The organism is Thalassospira lucentensis (assembly GCF_011806425.1).
In the GTDB taxonomy this organism is placed as follows: domain Bacteria; phylum Pseudomonadota; class Alphaproteobacteria; order Rhodospirillales; family Thalassospiraceae; genus Thalassospira; species Thalassospira lucentensis_B.
The window spans coordinates 172,649-196,659 of sequence record NZ_JAATOV010000001.1 but is presented as its reverse complement, the minus strand read 5'-3'; the positions used below and the strand labels follow the sequence as shown (position 1 = coordinate 196,659).

The window sequence follows — 24,011 nt, the reverse complement described above, 5'->3', positions numbered from 1 at the left end:
CTGTTCGACGAAATAGGCATTGCTCAATCTTGAATTTGCGCAATAAAGTTACAAATGCTGCGATGCAAAACAATCATAAGCGCAAAAGCGGTCGTCGCAGATGACCATGATAGGCAAGGAAGCTGAGGAAATGAGTGACTTGAACGGACTTCAAGGGCTGTATCTCGAAGATCTGGAGATCGGTTTGTCAGCAAGCTATGGCAAAACGGTGACGGAAACCGACATTGTCATGTTCGCGGGCATTACCGGTGACAACAACCCGGTGCACCTTAATCAGGAATACGCCCAAACCACGATGTTCAAGGGGCGCATTGCCCACGGCATGCTGTCAGCCGGTTTCATTTCCACGGTTCTGGGCACCCGTTTGCCCGGGCCCGGTACGATTTATTTGTCGCAAAATCTGGTGTTTAAGGCCCCGGTGCGCATTGGCGATACGGTGACCGCCAAGGTGATTGTTCGTGAAATCATGCCGTCAAAGAAACGCGCCATTCTTGAAACCAATTGCTATGTCGGGGATCTTTGCGTGATTTCTGGGGAATCCACGGTGATGGTGCCATCGCGCCCACAAGAGTAACCTTGCAAACCGCGACCAGAGTTACGCGTTGTCGCGAAAATTAAGCGGGTTTTCTTGGTTGCCCGTGCGCGAATTGAAGGCTGCGCATATCAGCAGGGCGACGCTTTTTGATGGAAAAGTCTTTACGGTTTGGCCCTGTGCGCTTTATAGCTGCCTGCTGGATTTGCCGATACGCGGTCGGCTGACATGGACCCAAGCAGCAAGAGAGACCAGCGCGAATGCGCGTTTTTCGATCTTTTGAAAATCTGACCAGCGACGCACGGGGTGCTGTCGTAGCGATTGGTAATTTTGACGGTTTGCATCTGGGGCATCAGTCGCTTTTGGATCAAGCCCGCAAAATTGCGCGCGATCTTGGTGTGCCGCTTGCGATCCTGTCGTTTGAGCCGCACCCGCGCATGTTATTTCGCGCCGATGATCCGCCGTTTCGCCTGACCTCGGCTGAGGACCGCGTAACCGCCGCTGCATCAATTGATATCGACCTGTTTTATGAGGTCGAATTTAACCGCGATTTCGCCTCTATGACCGCCGAACAATTCATCGAACGGGTTCTCGTCGATGGACTGGGGGCCAAGCATGTCGTGGTTGGCTGGGATTTCTGTTTCGGCAAGGGCCGGGCAGGCACGGTTGATTTGCTGCGCCAGATCGGCGCGCAATCAGGATTTGGCGTAACCGCGGTTGAAGCGGTCACCCACGATAACGGTATCGTCTATTCATCAACCGCCATTCGCCAAGCCTTGCGCGATGGCCGCCCCGAAGACGCGACCCATTTGTTGGGGCGCCCGTGGGAAATCGCCGGAACGGTGGCCCATGGCGATGAACGGGGCCGCACCATCGGCTTTCCGACCGCCAATGTCGCGCTGGGAAATCATCTGCGCCCGAAATTTGGGGTTTATGCCATCGAACTTGGCCTGATTTCGGCGTCTGATGGCCACACGGTGGAACGTTGGATCCCCGGAGTCGCAAATATTGGCGTCCGCCCAACCTTTGGCGGGGATGATGATGCCGGCCTAGAAGCGCACCTGTTTGATTTCGATCAGGACATTTATGACAGACAGGTTCGCGTGCGTTTGCACGGCTTTATCCGGGGCGAACGGAAGTTCGACGGGCTTGATGCCATAAAGGCCCAAATCGCCGCAGATGTCATTGCCGCCAAAGAGATTCTCAGCAAGATTTGAATTTGTCGACGAACCCGCTATGATCCGCGCGCCTTTGAAAGGGCCAGCCAAGATCAGGCCACTATCACCGGGGGTTCGCCCTTTTAATTTTTTCAAGACCACAGGACCGTCACGATGAGTGTCGAATACAAAAAGACCGTTATCCTGCCCAAAACCGATTTCCCGATGCGGGCGGGTTTGCCAAAGATGGAGCCCACACTGCTTGACCAGTGGAAGGATGAGGATCTCTATGGCAAAATTCGCGGTATTTCGGCCGATCGTGAAATGTTTGTCCTTCATGATGGCCCTCCATATGCCAACGGCCATCTGCACATTGGGCACGCGCTCAACAAAATCCTAAAAGACGTCATCACCCGTTCGCAGCAAATGCTCGGTAAGAATGCCGTCTATGTGCCGGGTTGGGATTGCCACGGTCTTCCGATTGAATGGAAAATCGAAGAACGCTATCGCGCCAAAGGCAAAAACAAGGACGATGTGCCAATCGCCGAATTCCGTAAGGAATGCCGCGAGTTTGCCCAGGAATGGCTCAACATTCAGCGCGAAGAATTTAAACGCCTTGGCGTTATGGGCGACTGGGATCATCCCTATGTCACCATGGACTTCAAAGCAGAAGCCTCCATCGCGCGTGAACTTGGCAAATTCCTGATGAACGGTTCGCTCTATATGGGCTCCAAACCGGTCATGTGGTCGGTGGTTGAAAAAACCGCGCTGGCTGAGGCCGAAGTTGAATATCACGACCATACCAGCAAAACGATCTATGTCCGGTTCCCGGTCACCGAGACCAAGGTTGATTTCTTAAAAGACGCAACCATCGTCATCTGGACCACGACCCCATGGACGATCCCGGGCAACCGTGCAATTTCGTATGGCGATGACATCGAATATGCGGTGATCGAAGTTACCGAAACCGCCGAAGAAGCCTGGGCCACCGTCGGCGAGAAAATGGCTGTCTGTACCGATCTTCTTGAAGATCTGTGCAAGAACGGTCGTGTCACCGGTCATAAGGTAATTGGCACCTTTAAGGGTTCTGACCTTGAAGGCACCCTTGCTGCCCATCCGTTCCGCGGTTTGGGCTATGAATTTGATGTGCCGCTTTTGGCGGCGGATTATGTCACGACCGACACCGGTACCGGCTTTGTCCATACCGCACCGACCCACGGCCCGGACGATTACCAGACCGGTTTGAAATATGGTCTGGAAGTTCCTGAAATGGTCGATGGCGACGGTGCCTATTATCCGACCGTGCCGCTGTTTGCAGGCAAACGCATCTATGATGAAAACGGCAAAGAAGCCGACGCCAACGAAGCCGTCATCGCCAAACTGATCGAAGTTGGCGCATTGCTGTCGCGTGGCCGTTTGAAGCACTCCTATCCGTGCTCGTGGCGTTCCAAGGCACCGGTCATTTATCGCACCACCCCGCAGTGGTTCATTTCCATGCAGGATAATGACCTGCGTGAAAAGGCGCTTAAGGCGATTGATGAAACCCGCTTCGTGCCAGAAGGTGGGCGTAACCGTCTGCATTCCATGATCGCCAACCGTCCTGACTGGTGCGTTTCGCGCCAGCGTGCATGGGGTGTGCCGATCACGGTGTTTATCGATAAAAACACCCGTCAGCCGCTGCGCGATCAAAAGGTTCTCGACCGTGTTTACGAAGCCTTCTGCGAAGAAGGTGCGGATGTCTGGTTCACCGCCGATCCGCAACGTTTCCTTGGCGACGAATACGACGCCAATGACTTTGAACAGGTCATGGACGTTCTGGACGTTTGGTTTGATTCCGGTTCAACCCACGCCTTTGTCCTTGAAGAACGTCAGGATCTGAAATGGCCAGCCGATCTGTACCTTGAAGGGTCTGATCAGCATCGTGGTTGGTTCCACAGCTCGCTTTTGGAATCATGTGGTACGCGCGGTCGCGCCCCGTATGAAGCCGTTCTGACCCACGGGTTTGTTCTTGATGGCGAAGGCCGCAAAATGTCGAAATCGCTCGGCAATGTGATTGCGCCAAACGACATCATCAACAAGCTTGGTGCCGATATTCTGCGTCTTTGGGTGGTCAGCTCGGACTATCATGATGATCTGCGCATCAGCCATGAAATCATCCAGCGCCATTCCGACATTTATCGTCGCCTGCGCAATACGCTGCGCTTCTTGCTGGGGAACTTGGATGGCTTTACCGAGGCCGAAAAAATTGCCGATAACGAACTGCCTGAACTCGAACGTTGGGTTCTGCATCGTCTAAGCCACCTTGATGATATGGTGCGCAAGACAACGGCTGATTTCGACTTCCACACCATGTTCATCGAACTGCACAACTTCTGTGCGCTCGACATGTCGGCGTTCTATCTCGACATCCGCAAAGATGCGCTTTATTGCGACGCGCCAAGCAGCCTGCGCCGCCGTGCCGCACGGACCATCATGGACCGTGTGTTTGATTGCCTCGTGCGTTGGTTGGCACCGGTTCTTTGCTTTACCGCCGATGAAGCATGGCGTTCGCGCTATGGCGCGGATAGCTCGGTCCATTCGGAAACCTTCAACACGGTTTCAGATGGCTGGAAAGACGACGCATTGGCAGAAAAATGGGCGAAAATCCGTAAACTGCGCCGTGTTGTCACCGGGGCACTTGAACTTGAACGGGCAGAAAAACGCATCGGCGCAAGCTTGGATGCCGCTCCGAAAGTTTACGCAACGGCTGACTATGTCGAAGCACTTAACGGCCTTAATCTTGCCGAAATCGCCATTACATCTGACATCGAACTCATCACCGGCGATGCACCAGAAGGTGCCTATACGCTTGAAGATGTTGCAGGTGTTGGTGTCGTGCCGCAATTGGCCGATGGCGAAAAATGTGAACGCTGCTGGCAGACCCTGCCAGAAGTCGGTACGCACGCAACGCATAAAACCATCTGCTGCCGCTGTGCGGACGCCGTTGATGAAATGGGGATTGCCACGGCCGAATAAGGTCGCTGGTTTTGGCTGGTTTTGATTGTCTGGTGATGGTCGGCCTTTGGGTCGGCCATGACTGGCAAGTTTGAAAGAGTATTGATGAAACGTCGTGCCTTTTTGTTTGGCTTGGTCGTGATTGCTGCGGTTTTCGCACTGGACCAATGGACCAAGCAGCTTGCGATTAACGGCTTGTCCAATCCATTTCGCGTGATTGAAGTTACACCGTTCCTGAACTTTGTTCTGGCATGGAATCCCGGTGTGTCGTTTGGCCTGTTTCAGGGGCAAGCACCATGGGTGATGATTACCGCCACGGCGGCGATCACCATTGGTTTTTGCATTTGGATGTGGCGCACCAATGATGGGCTGCTGCGGTTGGCATTGGCCTTGGTTGTCGGCGGTGCGGTTGGCAACCTTGTTGATCGCTTGCGTCATGGCGCGGTAACCGATTTTATCGATCTGCATGTCGCAGGTTACCACTGGCCGGTTTTCAATATTGCAGACAGTGCGATTACGATTGGTGCAGTACTACTGTTGATCGATTCCCTATTTGGCGGTAAAAAATCATCTCGGTAATTTATGATCGGTGTGATGATACCCGGTTAAGATGTGTAAATGAGGCAAAAATGGCCCGGAACCTGACGACCAATCTGTTTAAAATTGCGCTTTTGGGTGGGCTCGCCCTTGGTGTTTCCGGTTGTGAGTCAACGCGCGAAACATTTGGCCTGAACAAGCAGGCACCTGACGAATTTCAGGTTGTCTCGCGTGCACCGCTAAGCCTGCCGCCTGATTTTACCTTGCGTGTGCCTGAACCTGGTGCCGCACGTCCGCAAACCGGTACCACCACCGATCAGGCCCGTCGTATTCTGACCGGCGAAGATCCCAATGGTGTCAAACGCGACATTTCCGACGGAAACCGCAGCCAAGGCCAAGTTGCACTTCTGTCGAAATCTGGCGCGCAATATGCAGCACCCGATATCCGCAACACCGTTGATCGGGAAACCTCGATCTTTATTTCGGAAAGCGAAAGCGTTGTGGACGATCTGATCTTCTGGCAGGAAAAACCGGAATTCGGGTCTACTGTTGATCCGGCGGCCGAATCAAAACGCATCCGTGACCAGCAGGCGCTTGGCGATTCCGTTGCCGAAGGCGGCGCGACCCCGGTTATTGAGCGTAAGAAAAAAGGCTGGCTTGAAGATATCTTCTAAGCCGACGGTTCTCGCCAACACCGCTCAGCGGTTGGCGACAGACAGTTTTGACAATTTGAACAAGGGCGCGGAATTTCCGCGCCCTTGTTCTGTCATATTCGCTTTTTAAGAAATGCCTGTCGCGATTGTCATACGTACGTCCCGTGCGTGCATCGCAAAGCAACTTGTTTGCAACTCCATGCCTGATGGAATGGGAAGACATAATGAAAATTCGAAAAATATCTGCACTGTTTGCGCGCACGTCCGCTGCGGTCGCCATGATGGCGGCTGTGACGATGGTTCTTGTGCCGCAATTGTCACAGGCGGCGGTCTTTAACCCGCAAACAGCGACCCTTGATAACGGCATGCAGGTGGTGTTGGTGGAAAACCATCGCGCCCCGGTCGTCACCCAGATGGTCTGGTACAAGGTTGGCTCGGCCGATGAAACGCCCGGCGTTTCCGGGATCGCGCATTTTCTTGAACATCTGATGTTTAAGGGCACCAAAGACATTGCACCGGGTGATTTTTCCAAAATCGTTGCGCGCAATGGCGGCAATGACAATGCGTTCACCTCGTGGGATTACACCGGCTATTTCCAAAACATCGCGCGCGATCGTCTTGATCTTGTGATGAAAATGGAAGCCGACCGGATGACCAATCTGCAATTGTCAGACGATGTTGTCCTGCCTGAACGTGACGTGATCATCGAAGAACGCCGTTCGCGGATTGATAACAATCCGGGCGCGCTTTTGGGTGAACAGATGCGTGCAGCCCTTTATATGGCGCACCCTTATGGGCGTTCGATCATTGGGTGGCTCAACGAAATGGAAACCTTGTCGACCCAGGACGCGCTTGATTTTTATCATAAATGGTATGCCCCCAATAACGCCATTCTGGTCGTTGCGGGCGATATCACCATGGATGAATTGCTGCCGATGGCGCAGAAATATTACGGTGCCATTCCACGCGGCGATGTTGCCACCCGTCACCGGGTCAAGGAACCGACCCAGCACGCCCCGCGCAAAGTAACGCTTCGCGATCCGCGCGTGGGTCAGGCATCCATGTCGCGTTACTACCTCGCACCGTCCTATAATTCCGAAGATGCCGCTGATGCGGCCCCGCTTGAATTGCTCAGCGAAATCATCGGATCGGGCACCACCAGTCGTTTCTATAAGGCACTGGTTGTTGATCAGTCGCTGGCCTCAAGTGTTGGCACGTCTTACAACCCGGTTGCGGTTGATCTGGCAACCTTTGGGCTGTACGCCGTGCCGCGCGGGGATGTTGATCTGGCCGACGTCGAAAAGGCGGTTGATGAACAGATCGCCAAGGTCGTCGATGACGGTGTTACGCAAGACGAACTTGATCGTGCCAAGCAAAAGCTGCTCGATAGCGCGGTCTTTGCCCGTGATTCCCTGTCGGCTGGCGCACGCGTTCTGGGCCAATCGCTTGCGGTTGGTTTGACTGTGGATCAGGTCGAAAGCTGGCCGGATCGCATTTCGGCTGTGACGGTTGATCAGGTCAACGAAGCCGCCAAGCGCGTCTTTAACGACAAGCAATCTGTCACCGGTTGGCTGATGCCGCCCAAAGGTGGCCCGGTAACCCGGAGCGGCCCGTCAATTCCGTTTGAAAACGACGGGGGAGTACATTGATATGAACCATTTTACAAAACACGTTGCCGGGCTCACGGTTGCGGCCTTTGCCACCTTTGGTCTGGCAAGTCAGGCCCAAGCGGTCGAAGTTCAGGAAGTGGTTTCTGATGGCGGTATTCATGCATGGTTGATCGAAGATCACCAGAACCCGCTTCTGACCATGAACTTTTCCTTTACCGGGGCAGGGGCTGCCACCGATCCTGACGGCAAGCTTGGCCTTGCCAACATGGTGTCTGGCCTGATCGACGAGGGGGCTGGCGAAATGGACAGCCAAGCCTTCCGCGGCGAAATGGAAAACAGATCAATCGGTCTGTCCTTTGATGCGGGCCGGGATGACTTTTCTGGTTCCTTGGTTACCCTTAGTCGAGAACGCGATACCGCGATTGATTTGCTGCGACTGGCCTTGTCGGAGCCACGCTTTGACGATGCGGCTGTCGAACGCATTCGCGCGCAAATCGTTTCTGGCCTGAAGAGTGCGGAAAATGATCCGCGCGATATCGCCAGCCGAACCTTCTTTAAGTCGATCTTTGGCGATCATCCCTATGCCCGTCCGGTATCAGGGACATTTGATACCGTCGCTGGTCTGAACGCGAATGATTTTCGTGGTTTTGTCGGGCGTGCCTTTGCCAAGGATAACCTGATCATTGGTGTTGCGGGCGACATCACCGCCGATGAACTTGGCCCGCTTCTCGACGAGGCATTTGGCAGCCTGCCTGATCATGCGGATCTTCCGGCAATTGCGGATGTGACCCCAAAATTCGGGGCCATGGACGTCGTGCAACAGGACATCCCGCAAAGTCAGGCAATCTGGGGCCAAAAGGGCATTAAACGCACCGATCCGGATTTCTATGCCGCCTATGTGATGAATTACATTCTGGGCGGGGGCGGCTTCTCGTCGCGCCTGACCGAAGAAGTCCGTGAAAAACGCGGTCTTGCCTATGGCGTTTATAGCTATCTGGCCGACCTGGACCATGCGGAAATGATGATGGGTGGGGTTGCCACGCGCAATGACGCGATTGGTAAAAGCCTGTCGCTGATCAGCACCGAATGGACCAAGATGAAGGACAAAGGCGTAACGCAAGAAGAACTTGATAACGCCAAATCCTATCTGACCGGTGCCTTCCCGTTGCGCTTTACCAGCCTTGGCAATCTGTCGGGAATGCTGGTGGGCATGCAAAAAGAAGACCTCGGTAAGGACTTCTTGGATCGCCGCAACAGCCTTGTTGATGCGGTTACGCTTGATGACGTGAACCGTGTCGCGGCCAAGCTGATGGACCCGGCCAATGTCACCGTCACCGTGGTCGGCAAGCCCGAAGGCGATTTGACGTTCTAAGCCAACGCCCATCTAAATGGTCAAAGCGCGGCGAAAGAGATTTCGCCGCGCTTTGTGCTTTGATAGGTTCATCCCAATCAGTGTAAAAACTCCAAAATCAAAACTTAAAATTCAAAACACCCAACATCACGAGCACCCAGCTAAATGACTTTGCGCGTCCTTCCCCAGAACCTGATCAACCAGATTGCCGCCGGTGAGGTGGTTGAACGGCCTGCAGCTGCGCTTAAGGAACTGGTGGAAAACGCGCTGGATGCCGGGGCAACAAAGGTTGATGTCAATCTGCGCGATGGTGGGCGCACGCTTTTGTCGATCAGCGATGATGGCAAGGGCATGACGCCCGAGGAACTCGCCCTTTCGGTCGAACGTCACGCCACGTCAAAGCTGCCTGATGATGATCTGTTTAACATCGGCTTTATGGGCTTTCGCGGCGAAGCATTGCCCTCTATTGGCTCGGTCTCGCGGATGCGATTGACCAGCCGTGTCCGCGGTGCCGACAGCGCCTGGACACTTCTGATCGAAGGCGGGGCCAAGGGCGAACCCGAGCCCGCAGCCCATCCTTATGGCACCCGGGTCGAAGTCCGCGATCTTTTCTATGCCACGCCGGCCCGGTTAAAGTTCCTGAAAACTGCGCGTACCGAGCAAATGTATGCGCGCGAAATCATGGACCGTCTGGCGATGGCACGGCCCGATGTTGGCTTTACCCTGTCGGGTGATAACAACAAAACGATCCTAAATTACCCGGCCTGTGAAGGTGATCTGTTTGATGCGCGGCTTAAACGTCTTGGTGCGGTGATGGGCCGCGAATTTCAGGACAACGCGCTTCAGATCAATGCCGAACGCGAAGGCATCAAACTGACCGGCTATGCCGGGGTGCCGACGTTAAACCGCGGAAATGCACAGATGCAGTTCATGTTTGTCAATGGCCGCCCGGTCAAGGATAGGCTTCTGCAAGGGGCCGTTCGCGGCGCCTATCAAGATTTCCTCGCACGGGATCGGCATCCGTTGTTGGCGCTATTCTTTGAACTTAGCCCGCGCGATGTCGACGTTAACGTTCACCCCGGCAAAACCGAAGTCCGTTTCCGCGATCCGGGCATGGTGCGCGGCCTGATTGTCGGCGCACTGAAACATGCGTTGGCCGGGGCAGGGCACCGGGCATCCACCACGGTTGCCGATATGGCGCTTGGCGCGGTACGGCGTGAGGGCGAAGGCCCCAGCCTGCCATATGATGGTGGATCACACTCGTCTGGCGGCGGTGGCTTTAACATTGGCCAGTATCAGGCAAACACCCCCAGCCACGCGGCAATCGAACGCAATTACGGCGCACAGGCCCCGATGGCCGATGGTGGCACGTCGGGTTATGGCGGGTTGTTCGATCGGGGGCGCGATTTCGCCGGAACGCCGGACCCGGATGGCGGGTTTGCTGGTGCGGCGGCCGCGGCCCTTGCTGGCGGTTATGGCGCGGCTGGGCCATCGGCACGCATTGACATGACGGATGATACCAAATTCGTCGATCATCCGCTGGGGGCCGCCCGTGGGCAGGTCCACGCCAACTATATCATTGCCCAAACCCGCGACGGCTTGGTGATTGTCGATCAGCATGCCGCCCATGAACGTATTGTCTATGAACGCATGAAGGCCGATCTGGCCGAAAACGGCGTCAAACGCCAAGGGTTACTATTGCCCGAGGTGGTCGAACTTGACGAAGCATCGGCGGATCGCATTGCCGACAGGGCCGAAGAATTTGCCGAACTGGGGCTTGTTGTCGAACCCTTTGGCCCCGGTGCGATTGTGGTGCGTGAAGTCCCGGCCATGCTGGGCAAGGTGGATGTTGGCGCGCTTGTACGCGACATGGCCGATGAAATCGCCGAACTGGGCCAGGGCATGTTGCTGAAAGATCGGCTGATGTATGTCTGTGCGACCATGGCATGCCACGGATCGGTGCGGTCGGGCCGTAAATTAAACGCCGATGAAATGAATGCGTTGCTGCGCCAAATGGAAGCCACCCCGCATTCCGGGCAGTGCAACCACGGTCGCCCGACCTATGTTGAGCTCAAACTTCATGACATCGAAAAGATGTTTGGCCGCAGATAAGGACGAAAACCAATGACGGATCGCATCATCGAAAACGCGTCTCTTTCCGATGCCGAGGCGATCAGCGCATTGTTTGCCCGTTCTTATTCCCAGCTTCTGAAAAATGACTATGCGCCCGATGTCCTGGCGCGCGCCATGCCGTTCTTATCCTTTGCCAGACCGGAACTGATTTCATCGGGCAGCTATTATGTGGTCAAGGACGCAAGCACACGCGTTATTGCCGCCGGCGGATGGACCGCAACCCGCCCCGGCGCCCCAGATGAGCCGGTTAAGCCCGGGTGGGTGCATGTGCGCCATTTTGCCGTTGACCCGGATTTTACCGGTCAGGGACTGGGCAAGATGCTGTTTAACCACTGTGTCCGCGACGCAAAGGCATCTTATGGCGCAACCCGATTTGATGCGTATGCAACACTGTCAGCCCGCAAATTTTATGAAAAGTTGGGATTTACGTTAATCGGCCCGATTGAGGTGTCCTTTGGCCCCGACGTCACATTTCCCAGCTTGCATATGACATGTGACGTCTAGACACGGTTGCGAGGCCTTGGGCAGCGGCTTGGGCCTTTGCATTAGCCCGTGATTATTCACGCAATTTCAAACTACTTGGCAGACGCGTATTCACATTCACGCGTGCGCGCTGAATCTGTTCGGCGAACAGGCCCCGTACACTGGTTAAATCCGCATCGCGGAAATCAGCCCCGGCAAGGTTGGTGCCACTAAAATCGCAATTCACAAACTGCATGCCGTTGAAATTGGCGTTGGACAAATCCGATCCCAAAAACACGGTATTGTGCAGGATTGCCGAATTAAACCGCGCGCCCGAAAGGCGGCTGGCCGCTAGGTTGGCACTTTCCAAATTGCTATCAACAAAATCAGCAGCCGTGAGGTCGCAGCGTCGCAGGACGGCTTGCTTGCAATTGGCATTCTTAAACGACGCAAACCTTAGCCCACAGCGGCTAAGATCAACGCCTTCAAGATCGGAATCACGCAGATCGGCATGGTCAATCGACATGACCGATCCTTCCTTGCCACCGGTATCGACCCAAAGCCTATGATCGACCAAGGCTTCCTGAAGATCGATTTCAACCAGCTGGTCGGTATTTTCTTGCTGTTCGACCTCTGTCTCGGCTTCCGGTTCGCTCTTTGCGGCCGCTTTTTTCGCAACGGCCGGGATCGGTTTTGGGTCTTTTGGCGGGGCTTCTACTGCGGTCGCGGGCTCTAGCTCCGCTTTGGCAGGTTCTTTGGCCTCCGGGATGTCTGCGACCGACACAGGCGGCGTTGGTTTTTCTTTGGCCTTTTTGCTAGCAGCTGGTTTTGGCTTTTTGGCAACCGGATCTGGTTTTAAAAGCTCACGTGCGGCAATTGCTGCTTTGATGCTGCGTTCCTTATGCGCCGCAAGATCATCTTCGGGCACGCTGGCAAGTTCCGCTTCATCAAAGGTTTGCCCCCCTTGGGATGCCAATGCGCTTGGCCGTGTTACCTGGCCGCGCTTTATGACGCTTGGTTTTAAGGTGACGGACGCGGAAACTGGTCGGCGGCTACTGGTTTGTTCGCCTTCCTCGGTGGCGATGTCCTCTGGCCGGGCCGGGCCAAAATAATCATCTTTCAGAACAAAACGACGGGGATTTTCAAGCACCGATGTAATGATCTTGCGGAGCCGTGCAGGGTCAACCGGTTGGCGGAAAACGCCTTCGATCCCGGCTTCAACAGCATCGCGCATGGCACGCCGATCCAGTTTTGGCGCACCCAGCAAAATGATGACGTCCTTGCCGTGATGGTTTACCGCCGTTGCACTGTCACGAATGGCCCGGATTGTTGAAATGCCGCGCATCCCATCAAGGTAAAGGCCCACAAGCACGATGTCGGGTTTTAAGGTATTCACAAGATCGACGGTTTGGTCACGGTCATCACAGGTAATGAAATCGGCAAAACCCAGCGGTTCAATCGCCTCCTTCGCGGAGAGACTGTTGCGTTCGCTGTAATCGGCATAAAGAATTGTTTTATTGTTGTTGTCTTGCACCGTCATGATGCGTCAATTCCTGTTGTTGCCATGGTACGGATAAGCCGGTCCGTCATGGGTATCATTCTTGTCTGTCTCGACGGTGCAATTTTCCCTTTGCGGCCCCGTCACGGGTTGCTGCTTGGAATGCTAAATGTCCGACGCCGGTTTGATGTGGCTTGTTCCGGGGTGGTTTGATCATCTTGCGCTGCGTCGTCGCCAACAGAAGACTCTTCACTTGGGGTGGCGGGCGTCGCATTGCCACTGTTTTCGCCAGATGGGGCACTGTTTCCGCCGGTCGGCTTGTTGCTTTCGACCATTTGGATGGTGATCTCGACCCGTCGGTTCTTTGATCGTCCTTCCGGTGTGTCATTTGATGCGACCGGGCGGCTGTCGCCATAGCCCTGAATAACCATCCGTGTTGGATCGGTGCCATCAAGATCGATCATATGGTGTAAAACCGCCGTCGCACGCGCCGCCGAAAGATCCCAGTTGGATATATAGGGCGATGATGCAGACACCGGAATATTATCGGTATGACCGGCGATGTGAATTTCGCCGTTGGTTTGGTTCAGGACGGGCGCAATTCGATCAAGGGCGGCGGCAAATTCTTCGGTCATGCCTGATGATCCCGACGGAAAAGCCAGTTCATCGGGAAAGCTCATCACCACTTCGCCGTCAATGCGCTCCAGACCCACCTCATCCTCAAGGCCCATATTTTCAAGCACGGTGTTGAGCGTTTCTTCAAGCGCTTCGGCTTTTTCTTCTTTGCTGTCGGATTGTTCAATCTCGACTTTAGGTGTTTCGGCCTTGGGAATTTCCGAAACAACGCGCGGCGTATCGGGGGTTGGCGCCTTTAGGGACTTACCAACGATCGACCCATCCAATTCAATCACACCGGCAAGTTGGTCTTCCTTGGAAAACCCAAATGCGGCTTTGACCGATCCGGCGATCTGCTTGTACCGGATGACATCCATCTCTGCGAATGTCAGCAAAAGAACAAACAAAACAAGCAGCAACGACATCAGATCGGCAAATGTCGCCATCCATGCGGGTGCGCCTGCTGCGGGTTTCTTTGCCATGGACCTAATCCATGTTCCAGATAACGGCCAATACCATGATTATTCCCCTTCGCCTTCGGCATCTTTGGGAACACCACCGGGCAAATACGGGCCCAGAATTTCTTTCATCACCATCGGGCTTTGGCTGGCCTGAATTTGGACGACTGATTCAATAATCAATTGCTTGGTGTTTTTAAGCTGCTCGACCTTAAGGGCCAGCTTGTCGGCAATCGGAAGGGCAATCAGGTTGGCCAACACCGCGCCATAAAACGTCGTCAGCATTGCAATCGCCATTGCCGGGCCAATCGCATCCGGATCAGAAAGGTTGGCCAGCATCTGCACCAGACCGACCAAGGTGCCGATCATGCCAAATGCCGGTGCGGTATCACCGATACCACGAAACATCAGTTCGCCAAGTTCATCATTCTGAATGGATTTTTCGACCTCGCTTGAGATCGAGCTTCGGATAACTTCGCCGCTATGACCATCGACACACATGCGAATGCCGCGTGCCATGATCTCGTTTTCAACCTCGGCAGTTTCCAGGCCAAGCAGGCCGTTTTTGCGCACAAGACCCGAAAGCTCGATGGCTTTTTCATAGATCGAAAGCGGGTCTTCCTTGGGGTTTTTAAACGCGATGCCAATGCCGATCTTGAGCGACTTGATCACATCGCGCATCGGAAATTTAATCAGTGTCGCTGCGGCCGTTCCGCCAAACACCACCATAATGGATGGTATGTCGACAAACGCACCAAGGTTGCCGCCAAGCAGGATGGCGCCAACAATCACGCCCGATCCCGCAAGTATCCCAATGAGTGTCGCTATATCCATATCGGTTTCTGGTGTCCGGCGTTATATCTGTTGTCCATGACCTGATCGGGCGTCGCGAAAATCTCTGAGCCCGGATACCGGGACGATGCGTCGCTTCACAGATGTCGGGCGAAAAAGTGTCAGCGGGTAATGATTATGGTTTAAATGTCGAATATCCCCTCTCAAGACAGTTGGGGGCTGCGACATCCTTTTTCCATAAAAAATATAACAACTTTTCGCACCACGACGTCTGATGGTCTGGAACTCTGCGTTTCTCCGATTTTAAAAAACTGACATTGGTCTAGTCGACACTATGATTCCGGCAATTAATCTTTATCGCCAGACTCTTAACGGTGTCGCACCATAAATCTCGTCGCAGGGCTGAAACTCAGCCCAGCTCGAACGATGAAATCCCATAGATCATGTTCAGATCAAGCGTCGGGGCATCGCCTTTATACATGCGTGCCGTTTCGAATTCGGGCTGCATGTCATAGCCGGTGGCAAGGGCAAGTGCGGCTTGATTGGGTTCCGGCACATCCAAAAATACCTTACCACTTTGGTCGGCGCGACTTGCCAAAAGCGCCTCAAACAGGATTTTGGCGTCTTCCTGGGTTGGGGCAAAAAGTGGTCCGACCTTATGACCTTCTTCACAGGGGCGGATCACGCCATAGCCACGCAGCCCCATCGGGCCTTTCAGACCCATGGCGGTATGGTTTTCATTGCCGATCCAGCCACGCAGGAACTCAATCCGGCTTTCACCAAACAGATTGCAGGTTTGCTCAAACGCATCAACGACCGCGATATCATCAATCAACAGATCAAACAGGTCGGCGTCGTTTGGGGCAGGGGCCTTAACAACACCGCCAAAGCGGATATTGCGATGGGCGAATTCAAACCCGGATTTTGTGTAATTCTCTTGTTGGTCAACAACACCATCAAGGCCGATGGTTTTCATCACACTGTCTTGCAAAACCGTTTGCCACAAACGGTATCCCAAGCCCGATCCACGGCGGTCTTCGCGGCAAATATAAAACCCGACAAAGCCGAAATCCGAACTGTACTGCACAGCCGAAATGACGGCAGCCATGCCCTTTTTATCAAACGCGCCCCAAAAACCTTCCGGATCGGCGTTGAAAAATATCTCGGCATCAGCGCAGCCGGGATTCCAGCCTTCCTTGGCAGCCCATTTTACAGCTTCGGGAAATTCAGACGGTTTCAGGCGGCGGATTTTGTCATGCATGGTCGGGTCTTTAACTTTCAGTGTCTTTTGTCACGCTGCACTTGATCAGCACGGTGCGCGAAGGGCAGCGGCGTTTGATGGTTTATCTGATCCAACATTTAACATGATGGATATGATTTAAATGAGAATTTTTATTGAGAATGAAACGCATTTTTATTATCAATAGCTGCAACACATTTCATGACCCGCCCCACCGTTTGAGAGCCCCATGCCAACACCTGTTTTGACAGCTAAAACGCGCATTGCCCTGCCTGATAGTGCAGCCCTTATCACGCGCGCTGCGGACTATTACAAAAGCCACGATTGCGAGGTGATCGGCGATGCATCGGCCATTCGGGTGTCGGTATCGATTGGTCACATCAATCTTGCCAGCACCGACGACGGCTTGGATATCGAAGTCGGGGCGAATAATGATGCCGGGGTGGTTCAACTTAAATTCGCGGTCATATCGCTGCTTCAGGCCGCCTTGCCCGACGCCAAACTTGATTGCCGCTGGCAAGGGGCGGGCAAAAATAACGGCCGTTTGCCCAATTTCCGTGTTTTGACGGTCGGCGCGACCCGCGACCTTTCACCGCATATGCGCCGCGTTCGGCTGCATGGTGATGATCTTGGTGCCTATGACATTGATGGCATACACATTCGTCTTTTGATCCCACAACGCGGTGATCAAAATCCGGAATGGCCAACTCTGGCCGATAACGGACTGCCGGTCTGGCCAAGTGGGGATAAAGCGGTCGAACAACGCGTTTACACCATTCGCAACATCGATGTTGATGCGGGCTGGATGGATGTCGATTTCGTCATTCACGGCGATAATAGGCCGGGCTCGTCCTTTGCCCTGCATGCCGCACCGGGGGATCTGGCGGCGATCACCGGACCCTTTGGCAACGCGCTACCAAATGCCGATTGGGTGTTGTTCGCGGGCGATGAAACCGCATTGCCGGCCATTGGCCGCTACCTTGAAAATCTGTCTCCCAACGTTGCCGGTCATGCGGTGATCGAAGTTGGCGGCAAAGACGACATCATCGATATCACCACCAAAAGTGCAGTCGAAATTCAATGGCTGTTGCGTGATGGCGAAACCAATACGAATGTTGAGCGCAGCCTTATTCAGGATGCCGTGCGCGCGATTGACATCCCGCATGCCAAACGAAACGTGTTTTGCTGGGCCGGGGTGGAGCAAGAAGACTACAAACCGCTTCATCGCTATTGGCGCAAAGAGATCGGGCTGGAACGTGACCAATGTCTTGCGATGACTTTCTGGCGCAAAGCAGCACATGCGCCGTGATGCACATGCGCCCAGACGCACTGACTTAATCCGTTGGCAGGTTGGCGACAGATGTGTGTAGCCGTGGGGCAAGATGGGCAATCGCATCATCAAGATCGATCAGGATTTCCGATACCCTTGATGATCCGGGGTTCAGCGCGCCGGTCTTGGTTTCAGCACGTAATGCGCTTACCGTACGGATCAGTTCAAGGTTGGTCGGATTAATCCCAGCTGCGCGCGCCTTTGCCCGCTCGAAAATAAGCTTCCTTGCCGCCCGAAATGCGGAAATCTCGTCATCTGCGGTCAGGTTTTCGGATTTCGCCGTGTTTTTAAGGCCATATTTGACTGAAAGTCCGATCATATGGCTGTTATCGGCGAAAATAGCCGATGTAATCATGCGAAACGCAATGATATCGGCGCGAAGCCCATTGCGAAGCTCGGTATTCGCTATGGTTTCGCTCAGCGCATTGAAGGCGAAAATATCGGCGTCAACCTCATCACCATGGCTTTCCACGTCGCCATAATGATCGGGCATGCAATGCCGCGCTTCATGGCGCAATAGCCATTCAAATGTCAGTTCCGCACTGCTGCCATAGGTTAAATCGGGTCCGAACCAGCCGCGCATCAATTGTGCAAAAATCTCGTTGCCGCTGTTGGGCGCGATATTGGCGGGCACGAAAATCTGGCATGATGGGATTTGCTTGCCATTTTGCCGCCCGGTAATGGTAAAGGGCGATCTGGGCAGTTTGGCAAATGTCGTATCTGGATTGGCAATGTTCTTAAGGCCAATCGTCCGATCCATAATATCGAGAAACGCTTGGCGATCCTTAAAAACATAAAGATCAATATCGCCATAGGCGCTTAAATCACTCTGGATTTTTGCGATAACCGGCGCTGGTGACGTGGGTGTTTGGGCATATGCCGATATCCCAAAAGACACCAGCACAGTTACCGCTGCGCCGATTACACCGGTCATCATCCCGAAATGTTTCGCCAACCAACCAATTTGCATCCGCCAAGTATGTGCGTTTCGCACGGGTTGGGCTAGGGCAATTTTGCGCGGTTACGGCAAAGGCACTTATGCCTCGGCCTGTTGGCCGGTGCGTTTGCGCTGTGGGCCGAACAAACAGGTCAAAAGCATAATGATCCCCGAAATGGTGGCAATCATGCCCGCGGCACTGACCGCATAGGGCGATCCAAACCAGCCCGGCCCATATCCGGCAAACACATATCCCAAAATTGCGGAAATCGTCGCAAACAGGACGGACCATGCAACTTGTCGGCCCAACTGATTGGTCATCAGGCGCGCACTGGCTGGCGGGCAGACAAACATCGCAATGACAATGATCGACCCGACCGCATCAAAGGCCGCAACGGCGGCAATCGCCGTACAGACCACAAGTGCAAAGCCAAGTATCCCGGTGCGAATGCCAATCGCCCCGGCAAAGGCCGCGTCAAAGGTCGAAATTTTCAACTCTTTCCAAAACAACCCGATAAAAAGCATGATCCCGACCAACACAATCGCCAATCGCGGCAACTGTGGCGGCAGGGTGGCAAGTGCTTGCGGATCAAGAAGCGATGACCAACCTTCGGCATCAAACCAGATCAGGCTTTCAAGATTGCCCAAAAGCGCATGCTGTACATCAATATGCACCGAACTGGTATCGGTCATTTCAAGCAGCAACACACCCGCGGCAAACAGGGTGGTAAACACCAATCCCATCGCCGCCCCCGGTTCAACCCGGCCCAGACGTTTGACGACCTCGATCATCACCACGGCGACAATTGCCGCCGCCCCGGCACCCAGCATCATCGGAATGGCGCTAATGGTGCCGGTCACTAAAAACGCGGCCACAATGCCGGGCAACACCACATGGCTGATCGCATCGCCAATCAACGCTTGTCGGCGCAGCAACAGGAAATTACCTGGCAGCGCACAGGCAATAGCGGCCAAAACACCAATCAGGATCGGTGTTAAGCTCAGCTGAACAAACTCCGCGCCAAGGGCGGTTATCAGATCATTGATCATGCCTTAGCTCCGTTCTGCTCGGCGATCATGCGGTCAATCTCGGCAATCTGATCGGATGTCATCATTTGTTCGATCGGGGTTAACCCGTCATAGCGTTCAATCGCGGAATCATCGGGCAAAATCCGCCGGGCCACGGCCCAGCGTGCTTCATCGCGGGATGCCTTTTCCGATGCTGCCCGCCCGCGCAGGGTCGCAACCCCGTCGCGCCGGATCATGCCCGACCGGCGCAAAATGCGTAAGGTCAGCCCGTCATAAATCGGTTCACGCCGTGCCAGTGCCAAAAGCCCCTGCCGACGATGCACGCGGCGCTGGAACTTATGATGCCGAAGGGCCGATGCCAACGCCCCGCGCAACGGTGAAAACAGGGCCGAAATCATGAAAAAGCCAAACGCCACCAAAACAATGATCGGCCCGGTGGGGATGGATGCTTCGGCGGCGGATAGAACCGCCCCGATATAGCCTGAAACACCGCCGACAAGGGCCGAAATACCGATCATCTTCCCGACCTGATTGGTCCAAAGCCGGGCGGTAACCGGCGGGATAATCAAAAGCGCCACAATCAGGATCAGACCCACAATCTTAAGCCCGATGACGGTGACAATAAGGGCCAAACCCATCATTGCCAGATCGATATTGCGCACATTGACCCCGGTGGTCGCGGCATATTCCGGGTCAAACGCCACCAGCGTCATGGGCCGACGCAGCAAGAAAACAAACCCGGCGGCAAGGGCACCGGCAATCGCAATCGTGGTGGCCTCGGAAATCAGCATCCCGGCGGTGGCCCCCAACAGGAAGTTTTCCAAACCGGCCTGACGACCTGATGACATGGTTTGAATGATCGTCAAAAGGACAATGCCAAACCCGAAAAACACCGATAGCACCGCACCAATCGCCGCATCTTCGGTCAGACGGGTTTTGCGCGTGATCCACTCCACCAGGATCAAACCGATTGCCGATGAAATGGCCGAACCGATGATTAATCCCGGCAACCAGCGGCCATCACTGCCAAATGCCACCATGATCATAAACGCCAAACCAACACCGGGCAGGGTGGCATGACTGATCGCATCGGATACCAAGGCGCGTTTGCGCAGGAAAATAAACGCCCCGGCACTGCCCGCCGACAGCCCCAAAAGCCCGGCGCCAACGGCGACAAGCGCGCTGTTATAGCCAGCTTGTAGGAAAAGCGCGCTGATGAAGTAATCAACAAAGCTCATGAAGCGTTCTCGGCGGGGATGTTGGGGGCGGTGGCGGTCATGTAACGCTCCACCCTACGCAAGGCGCAAATCATTGATATGCGTTTCGGCCAACCGCCCGCCATATGTTTCCTGAAGGTGCTCGGCGGTAAAGGTTGTCTCTACCGGACCTTCGGCGATGCGGCGCACATTGATCAGCAACACCCGATCAAAATATTCGTTCACAGTCGACAGGTCATGATGCACGCAAACAACTGTGCGGCCCTCGGCTTTTAAGTCCTTTAGAACGGTGACAATCGCGCGCTCCGTTGCGGCATCGACCCCGGCAAACGGCTCATCAAGCAGGTAAAACTCGGCATTTTGCGCCAACGCACGCGCCAGAAAGACGCGCTGTTGCTGGCCACCAGAAAGTTGGCCGATCTGACGGTCGGCGAAATCGGCCATACCCACCCGGTCAAGGCAGGCCATTGCCTGCTGGCGGTGGCGGGCGCGCCACATGCGGAACAGCCCGACCGATCCATAAAGACCCATCAGGACCACATCAATCACCCGTGCGGGAAAATCCCAATCAACGCTGGCACGCTGGGGCACATAGGCAACGCGATCGCGGGCTTCGTGGAAGGGCTTACCAAAAATGCGCACTTCCCCCGACAGGCGCGGCACCACGCCAAGGGTTCCTTTTAGAAAGGTCGACTTGCCCGCGCCATTGGGACCGATAATCGCAGTCATCGACCCGGCCGGGATGGACGCATCGACTGAAAACACCGCCGGCTTATTGCCATATGAAACCGTCAGGCCACGCACCGTCAGCGGTGCATCTTTTCCCGCGACGTCTACGATCTTTCCGGCTTGGGCAATCAGTTCGGCTTGTCGCATCAGATGTCCTTTGTGTCTCTTCCGTAATCCATAATCTGATCAATGTTCCGGATCAGATCGGTCGGTCCGCAATATATTCGGCGGCTTTTACGTTATGACGTGGGCGCAAGTTTACCCTGCATACCGGTTTCTGGCGCATCGCCGCCCAGTGCCCGGGTAATCAGGGTCGTGTTGTGGTCAATCATGCCAATATACGTCCCTTCATAGGTCCCTGGTTCGCCCATCGCATCGGAAAACAGCGTGCCACCAATCTTAACCGCTTGGCCGCGGGCTTCGGCCCCTTCGATCAGGGCACGGACATTGCGTTCCGGGACGGAGCTTTCGACGAACACTGCGGAAATATTGCGATCAACAATGATATCGACCAATTGCTCAACCCGGCGCAGGCCCGCTTCGGATTCCGTTGAAATGCCCTGAATGCCCAGAACCTCGAAATCATAGCCGCGTCCGAAATAGCTAAACGCATCATGGGCGGTTAACAATACACGGCTTTTTTCCGGGACGCTGGTGGTAACTGATTTCATATACTCAATCAGTTTTTTAATCTCGGCAATGTGGGTGTCCGCATTGCCGAGATAGGTGGCTTCACCCTCGGGATCGGTTTTGATCAGCGCATCGCGCACGGCCAACACGACGGTCTGCCAAAGCTGCGGGTCCATCCAGATATGCGGATCATAACGCCCTTCGTAGGATGCGTGCCCCAAGAGGTTATCCTTGGCGATGGCTTCGCCAACCGCGACCACATTGCGGCGTTTTTCCAGATCAAGGAAGAACTCTTCAAGCTGCGCCTCAAGATACAAGCCATGCCACAAAACAAGGTCGGCACGTGCCATGGCGGCAATGTCGCTTCGGGTTTGACGATAAGAATGCGGATCAACGCCTGGGCCCATCAACGCGGTAACGTCCGCCCGATCCCCGGCAACTTGTCGTGCCGCATCGGCGATCATGGATGTCGTTGCAACCACGTTCAGTGGCTTGGCCACGGCCATATTGGCACTGGCAAAGGCGCCAGCAATGGCGGTTGCGACAACGACTGTCGCGATCAGGAAAAGGCGGCGTGCGGCATAAAGAAAGGTCATAAAGGGTCCCGACAGCAAATTAAAATCATTCGTCTGAATATCCACTATCTATGTGCGGACTTTCAAAGTTAGTCAAGGCTAAATTGCTTTTTGAACACTTAGTTGTTATGAAGATTTCAGAGATACTGTTTGGAGAGACCGATGGGCGATAAGCCGACGTTAAACCCGCGCCATAACAAGGCCGAAGTCTTTGCCCGCCTGCGCGATGCACATGCCCGCGAGGTCACCGAAGATTACGTCGAAATGATCAGTGATTTGATCCATGAAGAAGGTGAAGCACGCTCCGTCGCCCTTGCGGAACGCTTTGGCGTGACTGCCGCAACGGTCAACAACACCATCAAACGCCTGGAGCGCGACGGCTATGTCACCTCGCGCCCCTATCGCTCGATCTTCCTGACAGAAAAAGGCGAAACGCTCGCAAAAAAATGCCGCGACCGCCACCAGATCGTCTATAACTTCCTCGTCTCGATCGGCGTTGATCCAGACACAGCAGAGTTCGATGCCGAAGGCATCGAGCATCACGTCAGTGAGGAGACTTTGCGGGTGTTTGCTGCGGTTTCACGCGCTGACGATGCATTATAAATAAGATATCGTTTGTTCTTGAACTGTTTTGCTGGATCGTCGGCAAAGTATTATGGTTGTTGGCCCTTATGTATATTATTACTCAGCTTATCCTGGCTCCAATACGTAACCTTATTGCGCACATTTTAAAATTACGAAAGTTTAATGCGATTGAAAGGCTCGGCGCGGATCCACTTGGGAGTGCAGCTGGAAGACCACGTGAGTTTTTCCTCCAATTGGCTCAGGAAGCGGCGAGAGCGAGTTTTCCCGAAATTGACAATGTTGAGAAAACGTATGGAGAATCTATTGATAAGTGCTGGCTGGATGAAGTCGCTTTCCATACGCAAGTTGTGGTGAAAGATGCTGAGCTTAACTATCAGCATGGAAGATTGTTGTACTCGGTATTCTCTTACTATCTGAAAAATAGAGGGTCATCTAATGATTGCGTTTACGTGTTTGAAACGGGAACAGCAAGAGGGTTTTCTGCAGTTTGTATGTCCAAAGCATTAAGAGATAAAAATGTTCAAGGTGTAATTACTACCGTGGATATATTGCCTCATGATGTTCCTATGTTTTGGAACTGTGTAGATGATTTAGATGGGAGAAAGTCGCGCAGAGAAATTTTGAATCCTTGGAAAGAATATTTGTCATCAGTCATTTTTGTCCAACAGGAAACATTATCCGCGGTTAGTAGTCTTGCATTTCCGCGTATTAACTTTGCATTTCTTGATGCAAGTCATACGTTTGAAGATGTTTTGGCGGAGTTCAGCTTTGTGCAGAAACATCAAAAAAAGGGGGACATGATTGTGTTTGATGATGTAACGCCGGCTCATTTCCCTGGGGTTGTTTCTGCGGTAGAGGAAATTTCTCGGCAGGCAAACTATAAGGTTGATCTTATCGAAGCTGGGCAAGATAGGGGATATGCAATAGCTACGCGATTAATGGAGTAG

Annotated in this window: 21 protein-coding genes; 12 read left to right on the top strand and 9 right to left on the bottom strand. The window is 54.0% G+C overall.

Features of this window, described 5'->3' with window-relative positions; genetic code table 11:
* The first annotated feature begins 130 nt into the window (after positions 1-130).
* The 9 genes from HCZ99_RS00905 (at position 131) to HCZ99_RS00865 (ending at position 11,471) form a co-directional block, all read left to right on the top strand.
* Positions 131-574 (top strand): MaoC family dehydratase, encoded by a 444-nt coding sequence (locus HCZ99_RS00905; protein ID WP_167445030.1) that lies wholly within the window; start codon positions 131-133, stop codon positions 572-574.
* A gap of 218 nt (positions 575-792) precedes the next feature.
* Positions 793-1,749 (top strand): bifunctional riboflavin kinase/FAD synthetase, encoded by a 957-nt coding sequence (locus tag HCZ99_RS00900; RefSeq protein ID WP_167445029.1) that lies wholly within the window; start codon positions 793-795, stop codon positions 1,747-1,749.
* Positions 1,750-1,863: 114 nt separating this feature from the next.
* Positions 1,864-4,704: an isoleucine--tRNA ligase gene (ileS, locus tag HCZ99_RS00895; RefSeq protein ID WP_167445028.1), complete on the top strand. Its 2,841-nt coding sequence runs from the start codon at positions 1,864-1,866 to the stop codon at positions 4,702-4,704.
* Positions 4,705-4,788: 84 nt separating this feature from the next.
* The gene (lspA, locus tag HCZ99_RS00890; protein ID WP_167445027.1) at positions 4,789-5,262 is read left to right on the top strand and encodes a signal peptidase II; all 474 of its coding nucleotides are present in this window, start codon (positions 4,789-4,791) and stop codon (positions 5,260-5,262) included.
* Positions 5,263-5,312: 50 nt separating this feature from the next.
* Positions 5,313-5,894: a DUF3035 domain-containing protein gene (locus tag HCZ99_RS00885; RefSeq protein ID WP_167445026.1), complete on the top strand. Its 582-nt coding sequence runs from the start codon at positions 5,313-5,315 to the stop codon at positions 5,892-5,894.
* Between the two features lie 203 nt (positions 5,895-6,097).
* A complete protein-coding gene (locus HCZ99_RS00880) occupies positions 6,098-7,522 on the top strand; it encodes a M16 family metallopeptidase (protein WP_167445025.1) in 1,425 nt (474 codons plus the stop codon).
* 1 nt (position 7,523) lies between these two features.
* Positions 7,524-8,855, top strand: a complete 1,332-nt coding sequence (locus HCZ99_RS00875) for a M16 family metallopeptidase (RefSeq protein ID WP_167445024.1) — start codon at positions 7,524-7,526, stop codon at positions 8,853-8,855.
* Between the two features lie 144 nt (positions 8,856-8,999).
* Positions 9,000-10,946, top strand: coding sequence for a DNA mismatch repair endonuclease MutL (gene mutL / locus HCZ99_RS00870; protein WP_167445023.1), 1,947 nt, complete (start codon positions 9,000-9,002; stop codon positions 10,944-10,946).
* A 12-nt stretch (positions 10,947-10,958) separates the two neighbouring features.
* The gene (locus HCZ99_RS00865; RefSeq protein WP_167445022.1) at positions 10,959-11,471 is read left to right on the top strand and encodes a GNAT family N-acetyltransferase; all 513 of its coding nucleotides are present in this window, start codon (positions 10,959-10,961) and stop codon (positions 11,469-11,471) included.
* 52 nt (positions 11,472-11,523) lie between these two features.
* Here the strand turns inward: HCZ99_RS00865 and HCZ99_RS00860 are convergent, their stop codons facing one another.
* The 4 genes from HCZ99_RS00860 to HCZ99_RS00845 all read right to left on the bottom strand — a co-directional run bounded on the left by HCZ99_RS00860 (position 11,524) and on the right by HCZ99_RS00845 (position 16,053).
* Entirely contained in the window at positions 11,524-12,969 is a 1,446-nt protein-coding gene (locus HCZ99_RS00860; RefSeq protein WP_167445021.1) for a pentapeptide repeat-containing protein, read from the bottom strand.
* 101 nt (positions 12,970-13,070) lie between these two features.
* Positions 13,071-14,024 (bottom strand): OmpA family protein, encoded by a 954-nt coding sequence (locus HCZ99_RS00855; protein WP_167445020.1) that lies wholly within the window; start codon positions 14,022-14,024, stop codon positions 13,071-13,073.
* Positions 14,025-14,063: 39 nt separating this feature from the next.
* Complete coding sequence (locus HCZ99_RS00850) at positions 14,064-14,834, bottom strand: motility protein A (protein ID WP_167445019.1); 771 nt, start codon at positions 14,832-14,834, stop codon at positions 14,064-14,066.
* Between the two features lie 367 nt (positions 14,835-15,201).
* Entirely contained in the window at positions 15,202-16,053 is an 852-nt protein-coding gene (locus tag HCZ99_RS00845; RefSeq protein WP_167445018.1) for a GNAT family N-acetyltransferase, read from the bottom strand.
* A 208-nt stretch (positions 16,054-16,261) separates the two neighbouring features.
* Between HCZ99_RS00845 and HCZ99_RS00840 the strand changes: the two genes are divergently transcribed.
* Positions 16,262-17,341, top strand: a complete 1,080-nt coding sequence (locus HCZ99_RS00840) for a siderophore-interacting protein (RefSeq protein ID WP_167445017.1) — start codon at positions 16,262-16,264, stop codon at positions 17,339-17,341.
* Between the two features lie 25 nt (positions 17,342-17,366).
* Here the strand turns inward: HCZ99_RS00840 and HCZ99_RS00835 are convergent, their stop codons facing one another.
* From HCZ99_RS00835 to HCZ99_RS00815, 5 genes are all read right to left on the bottom strand, one after another.
* A complete protein-coding gene (locus HCZ99_RS00835) occupies positions 17,367-18,299 on the bottom strand; it encodes a hypothetical protein (protein ID WP_167445016.1) in 933 nt (310 codons plus the stop codon).
* 99 nt (positions 18,300-18,398) lie between these two features.
* Positions 18,399-19,349, bottom strand: coding sequence for a metal ABC transporter permease (locus HCZ99_RS00830; RefSeq protein ID WP_167445015.1), 951 nt, complete (start codon positions 19,347-19,349; stop codon positions 18,399-18,401).
* Positions 19,346-20,566 (bottom strand): metal ABC transporter permease, encoded by a 1,221-nt coding sequence (locus HCZ99_RS00825; protein WP_167445014.1) that lies wholly within the window; start codon positions 20,564-20,566, stop codon positions 19,346-19,348. Before HCZ99_RS00825 ends, HCZ99_RS00830 begins: the two co-directional genes overlap by 4 nt.
* Before the next feature lie 54 nt (positions 20,567-20,620).
* Positions 20,621-21,421: a metal ABC transporter ATP-binding protein gene (locus HCZ99_RS00820; protein ID WP_254869377.1), complete on the bottom strand. Its 801-nt coding sequence runs from the start codon at positions 21,419-21,421 to the stop codon at positions 20,621-20,623.
* Positions 21,422-21,513: 92 nt separating this feature from the next.
* Positions 21,514-22,500 (bottom strand): metal ABC transporter solute-binding protein, Zn/Mn family, encoded by a 987-nt coding sequence (locus HCZ99_RS00815; RefSeq protein WP_167445013.1) that lies wholly within the window; start codon positions 22,498-22,500, stop codon positions 21,514-21,516.
* Positions 22,501-22,641: 141 nt separating this feature from the next.
* On the opposite strand from HCZ99_RS00815, the gene mntR reads away from it, so the two are divergent.
* Together mntR and HCZ99_RS00805 are read left to right on the top strand one after the other, a co-directional pair.
* On the top strand, positions 22,642-23,082 hold the full coding sequence (gene mntR, locus HCZ99_RS00810; protein ID WP_167445012.1) for a manganese-binding transcriptional regulator MntR: 441 nt from the start codon (positions 22,642-22,644) through the stop codon (positions 23,080-23,082).
* A gap of 68 nt (positions 23,083-23,150) precedes the next feature.
* Positions 23,151-24,011 (top strand): class I SAM-dependent methyltransferase, encoded by an 861-nt coding sequence (locus HCZ99_RS00805; protein ID WP_167445011.1) that lies wholly within the window; start codon positions 23,151-23,153, stop codon positions 24,009-24,011.